This is a genomic window from Nocardia sp. NPDC057455, from assembly GCF_042802775.1.
Taxonomy (GTDB): domain Bacteria; phylum Actinomycetota; class Actinomycetes; order Mycobacteriales; family Mycobacteriaceae; genus Nocardia.
In genome coordinates this window covers 1-16,336 of record NZ_JBHVDM010000126.1, presented here as the reverse complement: position 1 = coordinate 16,336, position 16,336 = coordinate 1, and the positions used below count along the sequence as shown (strand labels likewise).

Annotated in this window: 16 protein-coding genes and 1 tRNA gene; 11 read left to right on the top strand and 6 right to left on the bottom strand. The window is 68.8% G+C overall.

Annotated elements, in window-relative coordinates:
- Nucleotides 1–52: 52 nt before the first annotated feature.
- Nucleotides 53–124, top strand: a tRNA-Thr gene (locus ACFU5M_RS31660).
- Nucleotides 125–150: 26 nt separating this feature from the next.
- On the opposite strand, the gene ACFU5M_RS31655 is transcribed toward ACFU5M_RS31660, so the two are convergent.
- Together ACFU5M_RS31655 and ACFU5M_RS31650 are read right to left on the bottom strand one after the other, a co-directional pair.
- The gene (locus ACFU5M_RS31655) at nt 151–336 is read right to left on the bottom strand and encodes a hypothetical protein (RefSeq protein ID WP_379054770.1); all 186 of its coding nucleotides are present in this window, start codon (nt 334–336) and stop codon (nt 151–153) included.
- Nucleotides 333–497, bottom strand: coding sequence for a hypothetical protein (locus ACFU5M_RS31650; protein WP_379054768.1), 165 nt, complete (start codon nt 495–497; stop codon nt 333–335). The genes ACFU5M_RS31655 and ACFU5M_RS31650 overlap by 4 nt, the downstream gene beginning before the upstream one ends.
- A 148-nt stretch (nt 498–645) precedes the next feature.
- Between ACFU5M_RS31650 and ACFU5M_RS31645 the strand changes: the two genes are divergently transcribed.
- Both ACFU5M_RS31645 and ACFU5M_RS31640 read left to right on the top strand, forming a co-directional pair.
- The gene (locus tag ACFU5M_RS31645; protein ID WP_379054766.1) at nt 646–1,833 is read left to right on the top strand and encodes a helix-turn-helix domain-containing protein; all 1,188 of its coding nucleotides are present in this window, start codon (nt 646–648) and stop codon (nt 1,831–1,833) included.
- Between the two features lie 445 nt (nt 1,834–2,278).
- A complete protein-coding gene (locus tag ACFU5M_RS31640; protein WP_379054764.1) occupies nt 2,279–3,991 on the top strand; it encodes a glycoside hydrolase domain-containing protein in 1,713 nt (570 codons plus the stop codon).
- 58 nt (nt 3,992–4,049) lie between these two features.
- Here ACFU5M_RS31640 and ACFU5M_RS31635 read toward each other — a convergent pair whose 3' ends face one another.
- Nucleotides 4,050–4,475, bottom strand: coding sequence for an HIT family protein (locus ACFU5M_RS31635; protein WP_379054762.1), 426 nt, complete (start codon nt 4,473–4,475; stop codon nt 4,050–4,052).
- 50 nt (nt 4,476–4,525) lie between these two features.
- On the bottom strand, nt 4,526–4,903 hold the full coding sequence (locus ACFU5M_RS31630) for a PH domain-containing protein (RefSeq protein ID WP_379054760.1): 378 nt from the start codon (nt 4,901–4,903) through the stop codon (nt 4,526–4,528).
- A gap of 131 nt (nt 4,904–5,034) precedes the next feature.
- Between ACFU5M_RS31630 and purD the strand changes: the two genes are divergently transcribed.
- Complete coding sequence (purD, locus tag ACFU5M_RS31625) at nt 5,035–6,306, top strand: phosphoribosylamine--glycine ligase (RefSeq protein WP_379054758.1); 1,272 nt, start codon at nt 5,035–5,037, stop codon at nt 6,304–6,306.
- A 117-nt stretch (nt 6,307–6,423) separates the two neighbouring features.
- On the opposite strand, the gene ACFU5M_RS31620 is transcribed toward purD, so the two are convergent.
- Nucleotides 6,424–7,410: a M23 family metallopeptidase gene (locus tag ACFU5M_RS31620; RefSeq protein WP_379054756.1), complete on the bottom strand. Its 987-nt coding sequence runs from the start codon at nt 7,408–7,410 to the stop codon at nt 6,424–6,426.
- A gap of 54 nt (nt 7,411–7,464) precedes the next feature.
- Between ACFU5M_RS31620 and ACFU5M_RS31615 the strand changes: the two genes are divergently transcribed.
- The 4 genes from ACFU5M_RS31615 (at nt 7,465) to ACFU5M_RS31600 (ending at nt 11,646) form a co-directional block, all read left to right on the top strand.
- Nucleotides 7,465–8,634, top strand: a complete 1,170-nt coding sequence (locus ACFU5M_RS31615; protein WP_379054754.1) for a pyridoxal phosphate-dependent aminotransferase — start codon at nt 7,465–7,467, stop codon at nt 8,632–8,634.
- A gap of 128 nt (nt 8,635–8,762) precedes the next feature.
- On the top strand, nt 8,763–9,461 hold the full coding sequence (locus ACFU5M_RS31610) for a TetR/AcrR family transcriptional regulator (protein ID WP_379054752.1): 699 nt from the start codon (nt 8,763–8,765) through the stop codon (nt 9,459–9,461).
- A gap of 6 nt (nt 9,462–9,467) precedes the next feature.
- Entirely contained in the window at nt 9,468–10,889 is a 1,422-nt protein-coding gene (gene purB / locus ACFU5M_RS31605) for an adenylosuccinate lyase (RefSeq protein WP_379054750.1), read from the top strand.
- Nucleotides 10,890–11,223: 334 nt separating this feature from the next.
- Nucleotides 11,224–11,646 (top strand): HIT family protein, encoded by a 423-nt coding sequence (locus tag ACFU5M_RS31600; protein WP_379054748.1) that lies wholly within the window; start codon nt 11,224–11,226, stop codon nt 11,644–11,646.
- A 43-nt stretch (nt 11,647–11,689) separates the two neighbouring features.
- Here the strand turns inward: ACFU5M_RS31600 and ACFU5M_RS31595 are convergent, their stop codons facing one another.
- On the bottom strand, nt 11,690–12,778 hold the full coding sequence (locus tag ACFU5M_RS31595) for an alkene reductase (protein ID WP_379054746.1): 1,089 nt from the start codon (nt 12,776–12,778) through the stop codon (nt 11,690–11,692).
- A gap of 46 nt (nt 12,779–12,824) precedes the next feature.
- Here ACFU5M_RS31595 and ACFU5M_RS31590 point away from each other — a divergent pair, with 46 nt between their 5' ends.
- The 3 genes from ACFU5M_RS31590 to ACFU5M_RS31580 all read left to right on the top strand — a co-directional run bounded on the left by ACFU5M_RS31590 (nt 12,825) and on the right by ACFU5M_RS31580 (nt 16,235).
- Entirely contained in the window at nt 12,825–13,196 is a 372-nt protein-coding gene (locus ACFU5M_RS31590; RefSeq protein WP_379054744.1) for a MerR family transcriptional regulator, read from the top strand.
- A 10-nt stretch (nt 13,197–13,206) separates the two neighbouring features.
- Nucleotides 13,207–15,378 carry a S9 family peptidase gene (locus tag ACFU5M_RS31585; RefSeq protein WP_379054742.1) on the top strand — a complete coding sequence of 724 codons (2,172 nt, stop codon included), beginning with the start codon at nt 13,207–13,209 and terminating at the stop codon, nt 15,376–15,378.
- 155 nt (nt 15,379–15,533) lie between these two features.
- Nucleotides 15,534–16,235 carry a DUF2334 domain-containing protein gene (locus ACFU5M_RS31580; protein WP_379054740.1) on the top strand — a complete coding sequence of 234 codons (702 nt, stop codon included), beginning with the start codon at nt 15,534–15,536 and terminating at the stop codon, nt 16,233–16,235.
- The last annotated feature ends 101 nt before the right edge of the window (nt 16,236–16,336 follow it).

Here is a 16,336-nt window from a genome sequence, read left to right as displayed (position 1 = left end):
GTTCCGTTGTCACCCGGACGGCAGCCCCGGTTATGATGACAACCGCTTTCCCGCCTCCTTAGCTCAGTGGTAGAGCACTCGCCTTGTAAGCGAGCGGTCGTCAGTTCAATCCTGACAGGGGGCTCTTGTCAGCCGCTGCGCGTCTGAAGCTCAGGGGTAGCGGCCGCGGCTCTTGCCTTCGTCGCGCTCGCGGAGGTAGCGCTCGGCGCTCCGCTTTCGCGGGCATGGCGGGGTGCAGCTCGCGTGCAGATTCATCAGCCCTTGCGCGTGTTCGTCGTCGGCAGGCATATTGCCGTCTTCGCAGTAGTCCTCGACCCAGGAACGTCGCGTCGTCATCGCTGCTCGTCCTCCAGCCGCGCGAAGATCTCGCGCGCCGGGACGGACTCCTCCGGCTCGCCGCCGACGTCGATCAACCAGGGCAGCACCCAGAAGACGAGTATCAGCAGACCGCCGACGGCGGCCATGACGATCAGGGTGACTGCGAGTTCTGCGGGCATTGGCTGTACCCCTCTGCGTGTTGTGTGTGGTTTGGTCGGGCGCCCGGCGCCGGGGAATCCGAGCGCTCAAACCCGACACCGGGGCCTGCGGATACCTTGTCCTGGATGAGCCCCTGCGAAGCGGCACATCGTGTGTCACCGTGGAGGCATGGACGATGCCGGGATCGGGGAACGTACCGCCAGGGCGCGGAAGCTCGTTCGGCTCACACAGCTACAGCTCGCGCAGAAGGCGAACGTCTCGGTGTCGCTGCTGCGCAAGGTCGAGCGGGGCGCCCGCCCAGCCTCGCCCGCGTTCGTCGCGGCCGTGGCCGGCGCCCTCGGGGTGAACATCGACGACCTGACCGGGCAGCCCTACACCCCGGTGCGCGACGATGCCGGGGCGCACGCCACCATCCGCGAGCTGCGCCGAAAGATCCTGGCGTTCAACGACGAACCACTGAGTTCGCCGACCACCTTGGAAGAGCTGACCGCGGCATTGCATCGAGTCCAGGAGAGCAGGCGCCGCGGCCGGTACGGCGAGCACACTGCCGAACTGCCTGACGTGATCCATGGTTTGCACCTGCTCGCGAGCGACGAGCCGTCGGGGCATCGCCTGGAGACGATCTATTCGACGCTCGCCTACGCCTACAACAGCGCATCGTCGGTCGCCTACCGGTACGGCTACCTCGACCTCGCCGGGCTGGCCGCCGAACGCTGCGTGTGGGCCGCGGAACGCAGTGGTGACCCTGCGTGGCCGCTCGCGGCGGACTACCATCGCGCGCTGATCCTGCTGTACTCCGGCGCGTACGCCGGTGGGCTGCGGATCATCGAACGCGCGCACGCCGCCGGTGAACAGCTACCCACGACACCGGAAGTCCTCGCGGTGCGGGGTGCGTTGCACCTGCGCGGGTCGATACTGGCGGCCCGTGCGCTCGACGCCGATACCGCCGACACACATCTCCGGGAAGCACGCCGGATCGGCGAGGCGATCACCTCCGACCGGTATCAGGAGTACGGGACCGGGTTCCATTTGCCGAACGTCGCGATCCATTCCGTGGCTGTGCCCGTCGAGTTGTCGGATGGCACGACCGCGGTCACACGCGCCGAGCGGATTCGGCTACCGGCCTCGGTCACGCCGTCCCGTGCCGGGCATCACTGGATCGACGTGTCTCGCGCGTGGTTGTTGCACGGGGACAAGCAGCGCGCCCTCGCCAGTCTGGACCGAGCACGTCGGATCGCACCGGGACTGACGCGCAATCATCCCCAGGTCCACGAGACCGTCCGCATACTCGCCCACGCTCGCCGCGGAACCGACTCCCTGGCCCGGTTCGCGAAGTGGGCCGGCGTCAAGATTTGAGCGGATCGACGGGTACTGGCTCGGCCGGGTGGGTAACTTGCGCCTGTTTCGTGATCGAGGTGCCGCGCACGTCAGATCCGAATTCGGGTGGAAGGCTTGGACGATTCGTCATTCCAGGTCCGGCCGAAATAGTCGAGCGAAGCGGCCGACCAACATGACGGCCGTTAGCGAATCTTCAGCGAATCTGATTACCGACTGACGAGCATGTTTTCGGCTACGAGTCTGTTTGTAGTCTGGTGTGCGCAAACAGGTCTCGTGATGAGCCTGTTCAGGTCACGCGCAAACACCGGATGAGCTACAAAAGAGACATGTCGGCATACTTCGCGCATATTCGGGTGAACCTAGCTGTATCGGGTTCTTCATCCGTCGAAAGTTGCTGAGATGTACGAATACAACGCGTTGCCGCGGACCGATACGCGGGCTCGTACGACCTCGGGGGTGCGCGATGCCTGAGCTGATCGACTTCTCCGCCGCACTCATCGAGCCGCAAGCGATCAAGGACGCCGGATACGCGGGCGTCATCGGCTACTTCAGCGATTCCCGTCCGGGCACGAATTTCGGTGCGAAGCCGCTGCGGCGGGACTACTGCGACCGATTGCGCGCCATCGGGCTCGAGATAGTGAGCAATTACCAGTACGGCAAAGGTGAGACGTCGGACTGGAAAGGCGGTTACGAGGCGGGTGTGCGTCATGCGCGGATCGCGCTCGATTATCACCTCGCGGCCGGCGGCCCCCGTTTCCGTCCGTTGTATGCGCCTGTCGACGCGAATCCATCGTTGGCGGAGTGGAATTCGCTGATCGCTCCGTTTCTGCGGGGCTGGGCATCGGTTGTCGGAATGGAATGGACCGGCATGTACGGCAATGCCCGGTGCATCGACTGGGCGCTCGAGGACGGCGTCGCCAACTGGTTCTGGCAACACAACTGGTCCGGCGATTCGTCGATCAACGGCGACCACCCGGCCGCGCAGATCCATCAGGTCCGCATCGACCGCGACCGGGTCGCCGGCGTCGGGGTGGATGTGAACAAGGTTCTCGCCGACGACTACGGCCAGTGGTCGAAGGCCATCTCGAATCCAGGGGGAGCCATGCAGAAACCGGATTACGTCGAATTGGACCGAATGGGCGACTCCGCGTCCAGCCGTCATGGGGCGCGCGTCGAGAACTTCCTGCTGCACACCCAGGAAGGCAACGGAACGGCCGAGAGCCTGGCCAACTACCTCAACAACCCGGCGAACGGGGTGAGCTACCACTACACCGTGCGCGATCGCGTAGTGGTAGACGTGGTCGACACCGATCTGGCCAGTTGGTCGGTGCTGGACGCGAACTCGTTCACGATCAACCTCTGCTTCGCGGGCAGCCGCGCCGCATGGAGCCGCAACGACTGGCTGCGCATCCGCGACGACATCCGGATCGCGGCTTGGCTCGCGGTGCAGGACGCGCGCAAATACGGGTTCGACACGCATGTCATCGCGCCGCCTTATCAGCGGCGTCAGGGCATCTCCGACCACAAGTACGTCACCGAGTGTCTCGGTATCGGCACGCACACCGACGTGGGGCCGAATTTTCCCTGGGACGTGTTCGCCGACGACGTGCGCGGTTTCGCCACCGGCGAGCCCACCGGCTCGGAGCCGAACGCGATCAACGATTGCGCCGCCGCGAATCCATGGCTGGGCACCCGGATCACGGCGGGGGAGACGACGACGCCCGATGGGGCGGGCCGCTTCGCCCAGTTCGAGCACGGGTACATCTATTGGCATCCGGACACCGGTGCACACGCCATCCCGGAGACACTGTGGGGAAAGTTCGAGGCATTGGGCTGGGAGGCCGGTCCGCTCGGTTACCCGATCACCGACCGCGCCGTTCTGTCCAGGCCGGACGGCCAGGTGGCGGGTGAAGTGCAAGGCTTCCAAGGCGGCGCGCTCTACCGGCGGCAATCGAGCGGCAGCGTCTACTGGGTGCACGGCGCGATCCGCGACCGCTGGAACCGCTCGGGTTACGAGAACGGGCCGCTGGGCTGGCCGACGAGCGACGAGATCCCCTGGGACACCGGTACCTATCAGGATTTCGAGCACGGCCGGATCTATTGGACGCCGGCTCAGACGCTGGCGACGGTAGCGGTGGGCGGGGTGGACACCCCGCTGCACGACGTGCAGGGCTGACGATAGGAAGCGGAAGGGTTCGGACGCGCGGCGCGGCCGGACCCTTCTCACGCGCGATTCAGTCGGGAACGCCGGCGCCGTAGCCGAGGTCGCGCAGCGCCTGCTTGATCTTGGCCTGGGCTTCGTCCAGGGACTCGGGGCTCGGGTTCGGGTCGGCGCCGGAGATGTCGAAGTTCCCCATCGAGAAGGCGGGGAACACATGGACGTGCAGGTGCGGCACCTCCAATCCCGCGATCAGCAGACCGGCGCGCGGTGCGTCCCACGCGGCGCGGACGGCCCGGCCGATCTTCTGGGCGACGGCGGTGAGCCGGGCGAAGGTGTCGGCGTCGACGTCCTGCCACTGGTCGATCTCCTTGCGGGGCACCACGAGGGTGTGACCAGGGGTTACCGGGGCGATGGTGAGGAAGCCGACGAACTCGTCGTCCTCCCAGACGAAGCGGCCCGGAAGCTGACCGGCGATGATCGCGCTGAAGACAGAAGCCATGTCCCGCAGCGTAGACCGGGCGGTGCGCCGGGGCGCCGGACCGGCCCGCGCTACACCGCGACGAAGTGCGACAGGATGCCCTGCACCTCGTAGATGTCCACCTGCCGGTTGAACCGCTTCAACAGCGGTTCCGCGGTGCCCGCGATCCAGATGGCCAGTTCGGCGTCCAGGTCGAAGGTGCCCGCGGTCTCTACCGAGAAATGGGTGATCGCGCGATAGGGCACGCTGTGGTAGCTCACTTTGCGGCCGGTCACGCCCTGCTTGTCGATGAGGATCAGGCGGCGGTTCGTGAACAGCATCGCGTCGCGGACCAGCAGGTACGCGGCATAGACCTGTTCGCCGTTGCCGAGGAGTTTGCCGTACTCCTGTTGCGCCTGCCCCGGATCGATCCGGCCGGCGTTGCCCATCAGTCCGTCGATCAGCCCCATTGTCTGTACTTCCTTCGGGTGCTCCGGTGGCAGGAGCGGTCAGGCCCCACATCCGTTGTCCCTATTCATCATCCCCTTCGCGCGCACCGGCAGCGGCGAAGACGCCGAACGGCTCGTTTAGGCTGTCTGCCGTGCGTGTACTCGTCATCGGTTCCGGAGCCCGTGAACATGCCCTCGTCCTGGCCCTGCGCCGGGACCCCGCGGTGACCGCGCTCTTCGCCGCGCCCGGCAATGCCGGCATCGCCCAGCACGCGCAGGTCCGCCCGGTCGACCCATGCGCCGCCGAGGACGTGGTCGCGCTGGCCACGGAGGTGGACGCCGACCTGGTGGTGGTCGGTCCCGAGGTCCCGCTGGTGCTCGGTGTCGCCGACGCGCTGCGCATCGCGGGCATCCCGTGCTTCGGGCCGTCGGCCGCGGCCGCCCGGATCGAGGGCTCCAAGGCATTCGCCAAAGACGTGATGTCCGCTGCGGGCGTGCGCACCGCGCACAGCGAGGTGGTGGACAACCCGGCCGAGTTGGACGACGCGCTCGACCGCTTCGGTCCCACCTGGGTGGTCAAGGACGACGGACTCGCCGCGGGCAAGGGCGTGGTGGTGACCGCCGACCGCTCCGCCGCGCGCGACCACGGGGCAGAACTGCTCGAGCAGGGCCACCCGGTGCTGCTGGAATCGTTCCTGGACGGACCGGAAGTCTCGCTGTTCTGCCTGGTCGACGGCGAGACGGTGGTTCCGTTGCTGCCCGCGCAGGACCACAAGCGCGTCGGCGACGGCGACACCGGGCCCAACACCGGCGGCATGGGCGCCTACACGCCGCTGCCCTGGCTGCCCGAATCGACCGCCACGGCGATCGTCGAGGACGTGGTGAAACCCGTTGCGGCCGAACTGGTGCGGCGGGGCAGCGGATTCTCCGGTCTGCTCTACGCGGGGTTGGCGATCGGCGCGTCCGGTCCCGCCGTGGTCGAATTCAACTGCCGCTTCGGCGATCCCGAGACGCAGGCGGTGCTCGCGCTGCTGGACAGCCCGCTCGGCGAGCTGCTGTACGCGACCGCCACCGGCACGCTGGCGCAGGTCGCCCCGCCGCGCTGGCGTGACGGCTCGGCGATCACCGTGGTGCTCGCCGCGGAGAACTACCCGGGCCGCCCGCGCCTCGGCGACGCGATCTCCGGGGCGGGGGAGGGCGCGTTCGACGAGAACGCGACGGTGCTGCACGCGGGCACTACGCAGCGCGAAGACGGCGCCCTGCTCTCCGCGGGCGGCCGGGTGCTGAACGTGGTGGGCGTCGGCGCCGACCTCGCCGAGGCCCGCGCCCGCGCCTACGACCGCATCGCCGCCATCAAACTGCCGGGCAGCCACTACCGCACGGACATCGGCTTGGCCGCCGTCGAGGGGCGCATCGAGGTCTGAACCGGCGGCTCGTCCGGCGCGCGCTCGCGCGTATGAACGGTCGGATCGGCATCGCGCCGGTGCACATCCACACTCCGTGGCCGGCGGGTGGGCGCAGACCCATCGCGAGCGTCCCGCTCAGCCGAACGTGAGTCCGCGCAGTGCCAGCCATTGCTGCGGGTCCACGTGCTGCCCGCCGACGAGCACCTCGAAGTGCAGGTGCGGGCCGGTGGAGTCGCCGCGGTTGCCCATGCGGGCGATCTGCATCCCCGCGGGCACCCGCTCGCCGACCGAGACGAAGAAGTCGTACATGTGCCCGTAGACGGTGATGCTGCCGTCGTCGTGGCGGATCCGCACCCAGAGCCCGAAGCCCTGCGCCGGTCCCGCGTCGATGACCGTGCCGGCGGCGACCGCGTAGATCGGGGTCCCGATCGGGCCCGCGATATCGATGCCGTTGTGGAATGTGCCCCAGCGTGACCCGAAGCCGGAGGTGAAGACACCGCGGCTGGGTAGAACGAACCCCCCGCCGCCAGGCGGGAGCGCCCCGGGCTGCACCGGCGCGGTCGCGGTCATCCACGGTTGACGCTCGCCTGCGACGGCGGCGGCGGCCTCGGCCTTCGCGCGTTCCAGCGTCGCGCGCGCGGCGGCGGCGACCACGGCCTGCTCGCGCAGCCGTTCTCCATTGGCGATCGCGTTGAGCAACCTCGTCACCGACGGTGGGGTGTTCTGCATCTGCGGCGGATACGCGACGGCGACGCGCTGGGCGCGATCCGGCGCGGGAGTGCGATCGGTGACCGTCCCGGCGAACGACGTGTCGCCGGCGGCGAACACCGCGGTCGCGACGAACCCGGCCAGCAGCACCTGGTGCTTGCGCGCCAACGCGAGCAACTCCTCGCCGGTGGGTTTGCGCCGCCACAGGTCGCGAGGGTCCGGTTTGCGCTCCCACCAGGCTCGCAAGTGGTGGCGGCGGCCCCACCGGGCGCGCGGATCGAGCTTGCCGCCACCCCCGATGAGCCGCTTGCCGGGGCGTCGCGGCGAGCGCGCGCGCCAATCGGGCGGAATGACGCCGACGCCGGCCACTCCGCGCACTCGGTCGAGCCCGCCTCGTCGAGACTTATCGAGCATCAGGGGAGACCATAACCGCGACCGTGCGGGAACGGGTGCTCTACCGTCTGTCGAGTGTCCAGAGAATCTCGCCGGTCGACCATTCCACCTTTCTACGTGATGGATGTCTGGAAAGCCGCCGCGGAACGCGCCCGGACCCACGGTGATGTGCTCGTGCTCGCCGCCGGGCAGCCGTCGACGCCGGCGCCCGCGCCGGTCCTGCGCGCGACCGAGCTGGCCATCGGGTCCGAATTGCTCGGTTATACCGAGACTTTCGGCATCCTGGCGATCCGGGAAGCGATCGCCGAACACCATCGGGACACTTATGGTTACCAGGTCGATGCGGACGACGTGGTGGTGACGACCGGCTCGTCCGGCGCGTTCTCGTTGATCTTCCTCGCCGCGTTCGACCCGGGGGACACCGTCGTGGTCGCGCGTCCCGGTTATCCGGCTTATCGCAACACCCTCGCCGCGCTCGGCTGCCGAGTGCTCGAACTCGACTGCGGCGCCCAGACCAGATTCCAGCCCACCGTCGCCATGCTCGAGGCGCTCCCGGAGCCGCCCGCCGGTCTGGTGGTGGCCAGCCCCGCCAACCCCACCGGCACCATGATCGCCCCCGCCGAACTCGCCGCGCTGGCCCGCTGGTGCGAGGAGCACGGCACCTTGTTGATCTCCGACGAGATCTACCACGGCATCACCTACGACAGTGCGGGCGCCGACAACGCGACCTCGTCGGCCTGGGAGACCTCGCGGGAATCGGTGGTGATCGGCTCGGTCTCCAAGTACTTCTCCATGACGGGCTGGCGGCTGGGCTGGATGCTGGTGCCGAGCGGGCTGCGCCCCGCGTTGCAGCGGCTGGCCTCCAACCTGACCGTGTGCCCGCCCGCCATCTCCCAGTACGCGGCGCTGCACGCGTTCGGGGCGGAGGCCAAGGAGGAACTCGACGGGCACGTCCGGCGGTACGCGGTGAACCGGCGCTTGCTACTGGACGGGTTGCCGAAACTGGGCATCACCGACCTCGCCCCCGCCGACGGCGCCTTCTACGCCTACGCCGACATCGGTCACCTCACCGACGACTCCCGCGCCTGGTGCGCCGACGTGCTGAACCACACGGGCGTCGCACTCGCGCCGGGGGTCGATTTCGACACCGTCAACGGACACCGCACGGTTCGTTTCTCGTTCGCCGGAGCCACCGCGGACATCAAGGCGGCGCTGCTGCGTCTAGGGCACTATCTCGGTGGGTGAAAGCTTTCTCCGGCAAGAACTTTCCGCAGTTCGGCACCATTGCCGCGCGGATGCGGTAAAACAACGATGGTTGCTTTTCCTCGCCGATTTCCCCTGGAAGAACTGATGACGACTGGCACGATGGCACGGTGATCACCGCGACGACCCCGAAAGGCGAACGGCGTCGCCAGGCTTTGATAGCCGCCGCCGCCGAACTCCTGCTCGAAGGCGGGTTCGAGGCGGTGCGGCATCGTTCGGTTGCGACGCGCGCTGATCTGCCCCTGGCGTCGACCACCTACTACTTCGAATCCTTGGACGACCTCATCGCACGCGCGGTCGAGTTCAGCGGCAATGCCGAGCTGGACGCGATGCGCAGGCGGGTCGGCGAGGTCAGCCATCGCCGCCGCGGCGCGGAAGCCACCGTCGACCTGGTGCTCGACCTGCTGGTGGGCAGCGACGGCGCCGACGAGGGCGCGCGCGGGCAGCTGATCGCCCGCTACGAGCGGTCGGTCGCCTCGGCGCGGCACCCCGAGCTGCGCGAAGTCCAGCTACGGCTGCGCGCCCAGCTGGACGAACTGCTGGCCGACGTGCTGCGCCGATCCGACCGGATGGTGCGTCCGGAACAGCTGCGCAGACTGGTCGCGGTGGTGGACGGCGCGGTGGTCGCCGCGCTCACCGAGATGGACCCGGAACCGCGGCGGATGGCCCGCGGCGCGCTGCTGGAAGTGATCGACATCGTCGCGCCCCCGGCGCGGGCGTCCACCCCCGAACCGGCGGCCTACGCGAGCGCCGACGGTCCCGTGCGTGCCACGCCCCAGCAAGTGGATCGTTACCGCGCACTAGACTGACCGGACGTGAGCATCGTCCCCAATGTCCTCGCCACCCGCTACGCCAGTCCTGGGCTGGTGCACCTGTGGTCACCGGAGCACAAGATCGTGCTCGAGCGGCGGCTGTGGCTGGAGGTGTTGCGGGCGCAGGCGGAGCTGGGTGTCGACGTGCCCGACGGCGTCATCGCCGACTACGAGCGGGTGCTCGACGAGGTGGATCTCGCCTCCATCGCCGAACGGGAGCGGGTCACCCGGCACGATGTGAAGGCGCGCATCGAGGAGTTCAACGCGCTGGCCGGGCACGAGCACGTGCACAAGGGGATGACCAGCCGCGACCTCACCGAGAACGTCGAGCAGCTGCAGATCCGGCTCTCGCTCGAACACGTGCACGCCCACGGCGTCGCGATCGCCGCGCGACTGGCCGTGCGCGCCGCCGAATACCAGGCGCTGGTGATGGCGGGCCGCTCGCACAATGTGGCCGCGCAGGCCACCACGCTCGGTAAACGGTTCGCCTCCGCCGCCGACGAACTGCTGATCGCGCTCACCCGGCTGCGCGAGCTGATCGACCGTTACCCGCTGCGCGGGATCAAGGGCCCGATGGGTACCGCGCAGGACATGCTCGACCTGCTCGGTGGCGACTCGGCCAAGCTCGCCCGGCTGGAGCAGCAGGTGGCCAGGCATTTGGGTTTCGCGACCGTCTTCACCAGCGTCGGCCAGGTCTACCCGCGCTCGCTGGATCACGACGTGCTCTCCGCGCTGGTGCAGGTGGGCGCGGGCCCGTCCTCGTTCGCGCACACCATCCGGCTGATGGCCGGGCACGAGCTGGTCACCGAGGGTTTCCAGCCCGGTCAGGTGGGCAGCTCGGCGATGCCGCACAAGATGAACACCCGCTCCTGCGAACGCGTCAACGGCTTGCAGGTGGTGCTGCGCGGTTACGCCTCGATGGCGGCCGAGCTGGCGGGCGCGCAGTGGAACGAGGGCGACGTGTTCTGCTCGGTGGTGCGCCGCGTCGCGCTGCCGGACGCGTTCTTCGCAATCGACGGGATGATGGAAACCTTCCTCACCGTCCTGGCCGAGTTCGGCGCCTATCCGGCCGTGGTCGCCCGCGAACTGGACCGGTACCTGCCCTTCCTCGCCACCACCCGCATGCTCATGGCGGCCGTCCGGGCCGGTGTCGGCCGGGAGACCGCGCACGAGGTGATCAAGGAACACGCCGTCGCGGTCGCCCTGGCCATGCGCGAGCAGGGCCGCGAGCCCGACCTGCTGGACCGGCTCGCCGCCGACCCGCGTTTCCCGCTCGATCGCCCCGCCCTCGACGCGGCGCTGGCCGACAAGTCCGCGTTCGTCGGCGCGGCCGAATCCCAGGCCGCCGACGTCATCGGGCAGGTACAGAAACTGGTCGACCGGTACCCGGACGCGGCGCGGTATTCGCCGTCGCCGATTCTATAGCGGGACTACGCCTTCGCGACGAATCAGCTCGTCGGCCGGACCGGCGGCCGGGCGTCCCTCGGTGCCCATCCACGCCTTCGTGGACGAGTCGGCGCATCTTCCGTACACGCATGTACCGCCGCACACCGAGCCTGCGCTGTGGTGGCCTGATGCCATCGCCTGGGCATTCGGCGCAGGAGGGAACTGGAAAGCAATGTCATGCCGCTGGTGCGGACAGTGATTACGATCGGCGATACCCCTGAACAGCGCGAAACCCGACTGCCCACCGTCCGGTGAAGAGTCGGGCCCACTTCTCCCAGCTACTGCCAGGAGCTGACCGCATAGGCTGCGGGTCGTGAATCCCTACACGATTTTCGCCGATATCGTTGCCGGGCGGGCGCCGTCGAGCAAGGTTTACGAGGACGACGATGTCATGGCGTTCATGGATATTCGGCCGATGACGCCGGGGCATGTGCTGGTGGTGCCGAAGGTGGCGGCGCGCAGTTTGGCGGAACTCGATCCGGTGGTCGGGGGGAAGTTGTTCCAGGTGGGGCAGCGGCTGGCGGCGGCATTGCGGGCCAGTGAGGTGGGGTGCGACGGGGTCAATTTCTTTCTGGCGGACGGGGTGACGGCGGGGCAGGAGGTCTTCCATGTGCACCTGCACGTCATCCCGCGCACCCCGGGGGACGGGTTCGGTCTGCGTGGCCGTCCGACCAGTCCGCGACGGGAGGATCTGGATTACCTCGCCGCCTCGATCCGGGGTGCGCTGGGGACCTGAGTCCGCCGACCCGGCCTGATCTTCGCCTTTTCGAAGCGGCAGGTCAGTCGCGTACCAATTCGGCTGCCGTCCAGTTCGGATAGTCGCTGTAGCCCTCGGCGGTGCGGCCGTACAGGAACTCTTCGCGGATGGGGGCCAGCGGTAGGTCGTAGCGGATGCGGTGCACGAGATCGGGATTGGAGATGAACGACCTGCCGAACGAGACCAGGTCGGCGAGACCGGCGCGCAGCACCTGTTCGGCGCCCGCCGCCGTGGTCGGCTCGCGGTTCTCGCCGATGTTCGCGATGAGCGTGCCGTGCCAGCGCGGGCGCAGGTCGCGCAGCGCGGGGTAGCGGTCGTCGTCTGTGAGGTGCAGGTACGCGAGGTGCCGCCGGTCGAGTTCGGAGACGAGTGCGCGGTAGAGCGGGCCCGGGTCGGCCTCGTACATGTTGAACTGCGGATTGCCCGGCGAGAGCCGGATCGCGGTGCGTTCCGCGCCGATCGCTTCGGTCACCGCGTCCACCACCGCCAGCGGCAGCCGCATGCGGTTGGGGATGGAACCGCCGTACTCGTCGTCGCGCAGATTGGTGTTGTCGGCGAGGAACTGGTGCAGGAAATAGCTATTGGCCCCGTGGATCTCGACACCGTCGAAGCCCGCGGCCATCGCATTGCGCGCGGCGGCGGCGTAGTGCTCTATCGCGGCCGCGATTCCGGCGTGATCGAGGGCGGCGGGCGTGATCGGATCGGCCTTGCCACCGTCGATCAGATGCACCCGGTCGTCGTCCAGCACCGCCGACGGTCCGGCGGGCCAGGACCCATCGATCCGCGCGAGCGGGTGCCCCTTGCGCCCGCCGTGCATGAGCTGCGCGAAGATCCGGCCGCCGCGCGCGTGCACCGCCTCGGTGACCCGGCGCCACGCCGCGACGTGCGCGGTGGTCTGCAATCCGGGCACCCACGCTTCGCTCTGACCGCTCGAATGCGGCCAGATGCCCTCGGTGACGATGAGCCCGGCCGTCGCGCGCTGGGCGTAGTAGTCGGCGACATCGCCGGACGGCGAGCCGTCGGGGAGTGAGCGCAGCCGGGTCATCGGTGACATGACCACCCGGTTGGGCAGGTCGAGCGGATGGTTGCGGTATTCGGTCAACAGCAGCATGGCTGTACCGTAAAACCTGACATTGATGTTAGGTCAAGGAGTGAACGTGCGGATCGGTGAACTGGCCGAGCGGACCGGCGTGAGCGTCCGGTCGCTGCGGTACTACGAGACCAGAGGCTTGCTGGCCGCGCAGCGGTCCTCGGGTGGGCAACGGGAGTATCCGGAGGCCGCGGTCGAGCGGGTGCGACGCATCCAGGAGATGTTCGCCGCGGGCCTGCACAGCGACACCATCGGCGAACTGCTGCCCTGCATCCACGACGTCGACGGCACACCCAACGCCACGGCGACGCCGTTCCTGGTGGAAAAGCTCACCGAGGAACGCGCGAGAATCGATCAGGCGATGCACGATCTGCGCCGGACGAGCGACGTGCTCGACGGCATCATCCGCGCGGCGGGCGGCGAGGCCTCCGGACAGTAGGGTAGACGCCATGGCTCTCGACAGCGGAACGATCTCCGAACCCGGTAGCGGCGCGATGGCGCCGCCGGTCGCCGAGACGGTGCCCACCGAGCGGGTGCACCACGGCGACGTGTTCGTCGACGAGTACGAGTGGCTGCGGGACAAGGAGAATCCCGACGTCATCGCCTATCTGGAGGCGGAGAACGCTTACACCGAGGCGCAGACCGAGCACCTGAGCACCTTGCGCGAGACGATCTTCGACGAGATCAAGGCGCGCACCCAGGAGACCGATCTCTCGGTGCCGACCCGGCTGGGCGAGTACTGGTATTACTCGCGCAGCTTCGAGGGCAAGCAATACGGCGTGCACTGCCGGTGCCCGATCGCCGCGGGCGCCGAAGGCATCGACGAATGGACACCACCTCAGCTGAGCACCGAGACCGAGGTGCCGGGCGAAGAGGTGCTGCTGGACAGCAACGAGCTGGCCGAAGGGTACGACTTCTTCGCGCTCGGCGCGTTCTCGATCAGCCACGACGGCACGCTGCTGGCCTACTCGGTGGACAACGTCGGTGACGAGCGGTACGTGCTGCGCTTCAAAGATCTGCGCACCGGCGAACTGCTCGGTGACGAGATCGCGGGCACCGCACCGGGCGCGACCTGGTCGCTGGACGGCAGCCACGTCTTCTATCAGACCGTCGACGAGTCCTGGCGGCCCGACACGGTGTGGCGGCACCGGCTCGGCAGCACCGATCCCGACGTGAAGGTGTTCCACGAGCCCGACGAGCGCTACTGGGTGAGCATCGGCGCCAGCCGCTCGGAGAGATACCTGATGATCTGGGTCGGATCCAAGATCACCAGCGAGGGCTGGGTGCTGGAGTCCGACGATCCCGAGGGCGAGTTCCGCGTGCTGCTGCCGCGCCGCGAGGGGGTGGAGTACTCCGCCGAGCACGCGGTGATCGGCGGTGCGGACCGCTTCCTGATCCTGCACAACGACGTGGTGGACGGCGTCAAGGCAGAGAACTTCGTGCTGGCCGAGGCGCCGGTCGACGACCCGTCGAACCTGACGCTACTGATCGGGCATCGCGAGGACGTGCGGCTCGAGGACATCGACGCGTTCCGCGACCACTTGGTGCTCAGCTACCGGCGCGAGGCGCTCACCCGGATCGCGGTGTGGCCGCTGACCGGCGCGGGTTACGGCGAGCGGCGCGAGCTCGACTTCGATCTGGAACTGTTCGCGGTCGGCGTCGGCTCCAACCCGGAGTGGGCCCAGCCGACCCTGCGGATCGGGCTGACCTCCTTCATCACCCCGATGCAGGTGTTCGACTACGTCCCGGCCACCGGTGAGCTGCTGCTGCGCAAGGAACAGCCCGTGCTCGGCGGCTACGACGCGAACGACTACGAACAGCACCGGCAGTGGGCGGTCGCCGAGGACGGCACCCGGATTCCGATCTCGCTGGTGCGGAAGAAGACCACCGCGGCCGACGGGCCGAAGCCGTTGTTGCTCTACGGCTACGGCTCCTACGAGGCGAGCATCGACCCGTCGTTCTCGGTCGCCCGCCTGTCGCTGCTGGATCGCGGCATGGTCTTCGCGGTCGCGCACGTGCGCGGCGGCGGCGAGATGGGCAGGCTCTGGTACGAGCACGGCAAGACGCTCACCAAGAAGAACACCTTCACCGACTTCGTGGCCTGCGCACGGCATCTCGTCGACGCGGGAGCGACCGCCCCGGACCGGATGATCGCCGACGGCGGCAGCGCGGGCGGACTGCTGGTCGGCGCGGTGGCGAATCTGGCCCCCGAGTTGTTCGCGGGCATCCTGGCGAACGTGCCGTTCGTCGATCCGCTCACCTCCATCCTCGACCCGTCGCTGCCGCTCACCGTGATCGAGTGGGACGAGTGGGGGAACCCGCTGGCGGACAAGGACGTGTACGAGTACATGAAGTCCTACTCGCCCTATGAGAACGTCGAGGCCAAGGACTATCCGGCGATCCTGGCGATCACCAGCCTGAACGACACCCGCGTGCTCTACGTGGAGCCCGCGAAGTGGATCGCCAAGCTGCGCGCCACCGCGACCGGCGACGCGCCGCTGCTGCTGAAGACGGAGATGAGCGCGGGCCACGGCGGAGTGAGCGGGCGCTACGAGAAGTGGCGGGAAGTGGCCTTCGAGCACGCGTGGGTGCTGGACACGGTCGGTCTCGCCGACGCGTAGCGCGCCGGCCGGCCACACGCGCGAACCGGTGGCCGAGTCGGTATCGGTGGCGCGCCGAGCGCGGGGCGAGCGCCCGATACAGGCGTGACGGAGTGTTCGCCACCTGGTCATATAGCCTGCACGTCGCGGACACGTGCGGCTGGCACCGTGGGTTCATGAACGCTGAGCTGGTCGTATCGATCTCCGGGATCAGGGACACCACCCGGGACACGGCGATGGGATTCGCCGAGCAGATGGATCGGCGCGGCGTGCCGCTCTCGCTGCTGGTGGCTCCGCGGCTGAAGGGCAAATACCGGTTGCTCGACGACCCGGCGACGCAGGCCTGGCTGCGCGGCCGGCGGGCCCGTGGCGACGCCATCGTCCTGCACGGCTACGACCAAGCGGCCACCAAGCGGCGGCGCGCCGAGTTCGCCGCGCTGCCCCGGCACGAGGCGCGCTTGCGGTTGACCGCCGCCGACCGGGTGCTGGAGCAGGCCGACCTGCGCACCCGGCTGTTCGCGGCCCCGCGCTGGGATGCCTCGGTGGGCGCGCTGGACGCGCTGCCCGAGGTCGGTTTCCGGTTGGCGCTCGGACTGACCTCGATCATCGACCTCGAGCGCAACATGGCGCAGAAGTCCAGGGTGTACGGCATCGGCGAGGGCTTCCGCGCCGAACCCTGGTGGTGCCGCGCCCTGATCATGGGCGCCGCGCGCACCGCCCGTCGCGGCGGCGTGCTGCGGCTGGCCGTCTCCGCCGCACAATTGGCGCGTTCCGGCCCGCGCCAAGCCGTGCTCGACGCCGTGGACCTGGCGCTGTTCCACGGTGCGGCGGGAACGACCTACCGGTGGGAGCCCTTCCCGGCCGTTCGAGCCGCATGACTGACGCCGCGGGCGGCGGCCGGTCGGCCCCGTCACCCGCGGCCGGTCGGGACCGCTGTCGCGCGACCGATCGGCGCCGCCGCCCGCGAATGGCGTAGCCG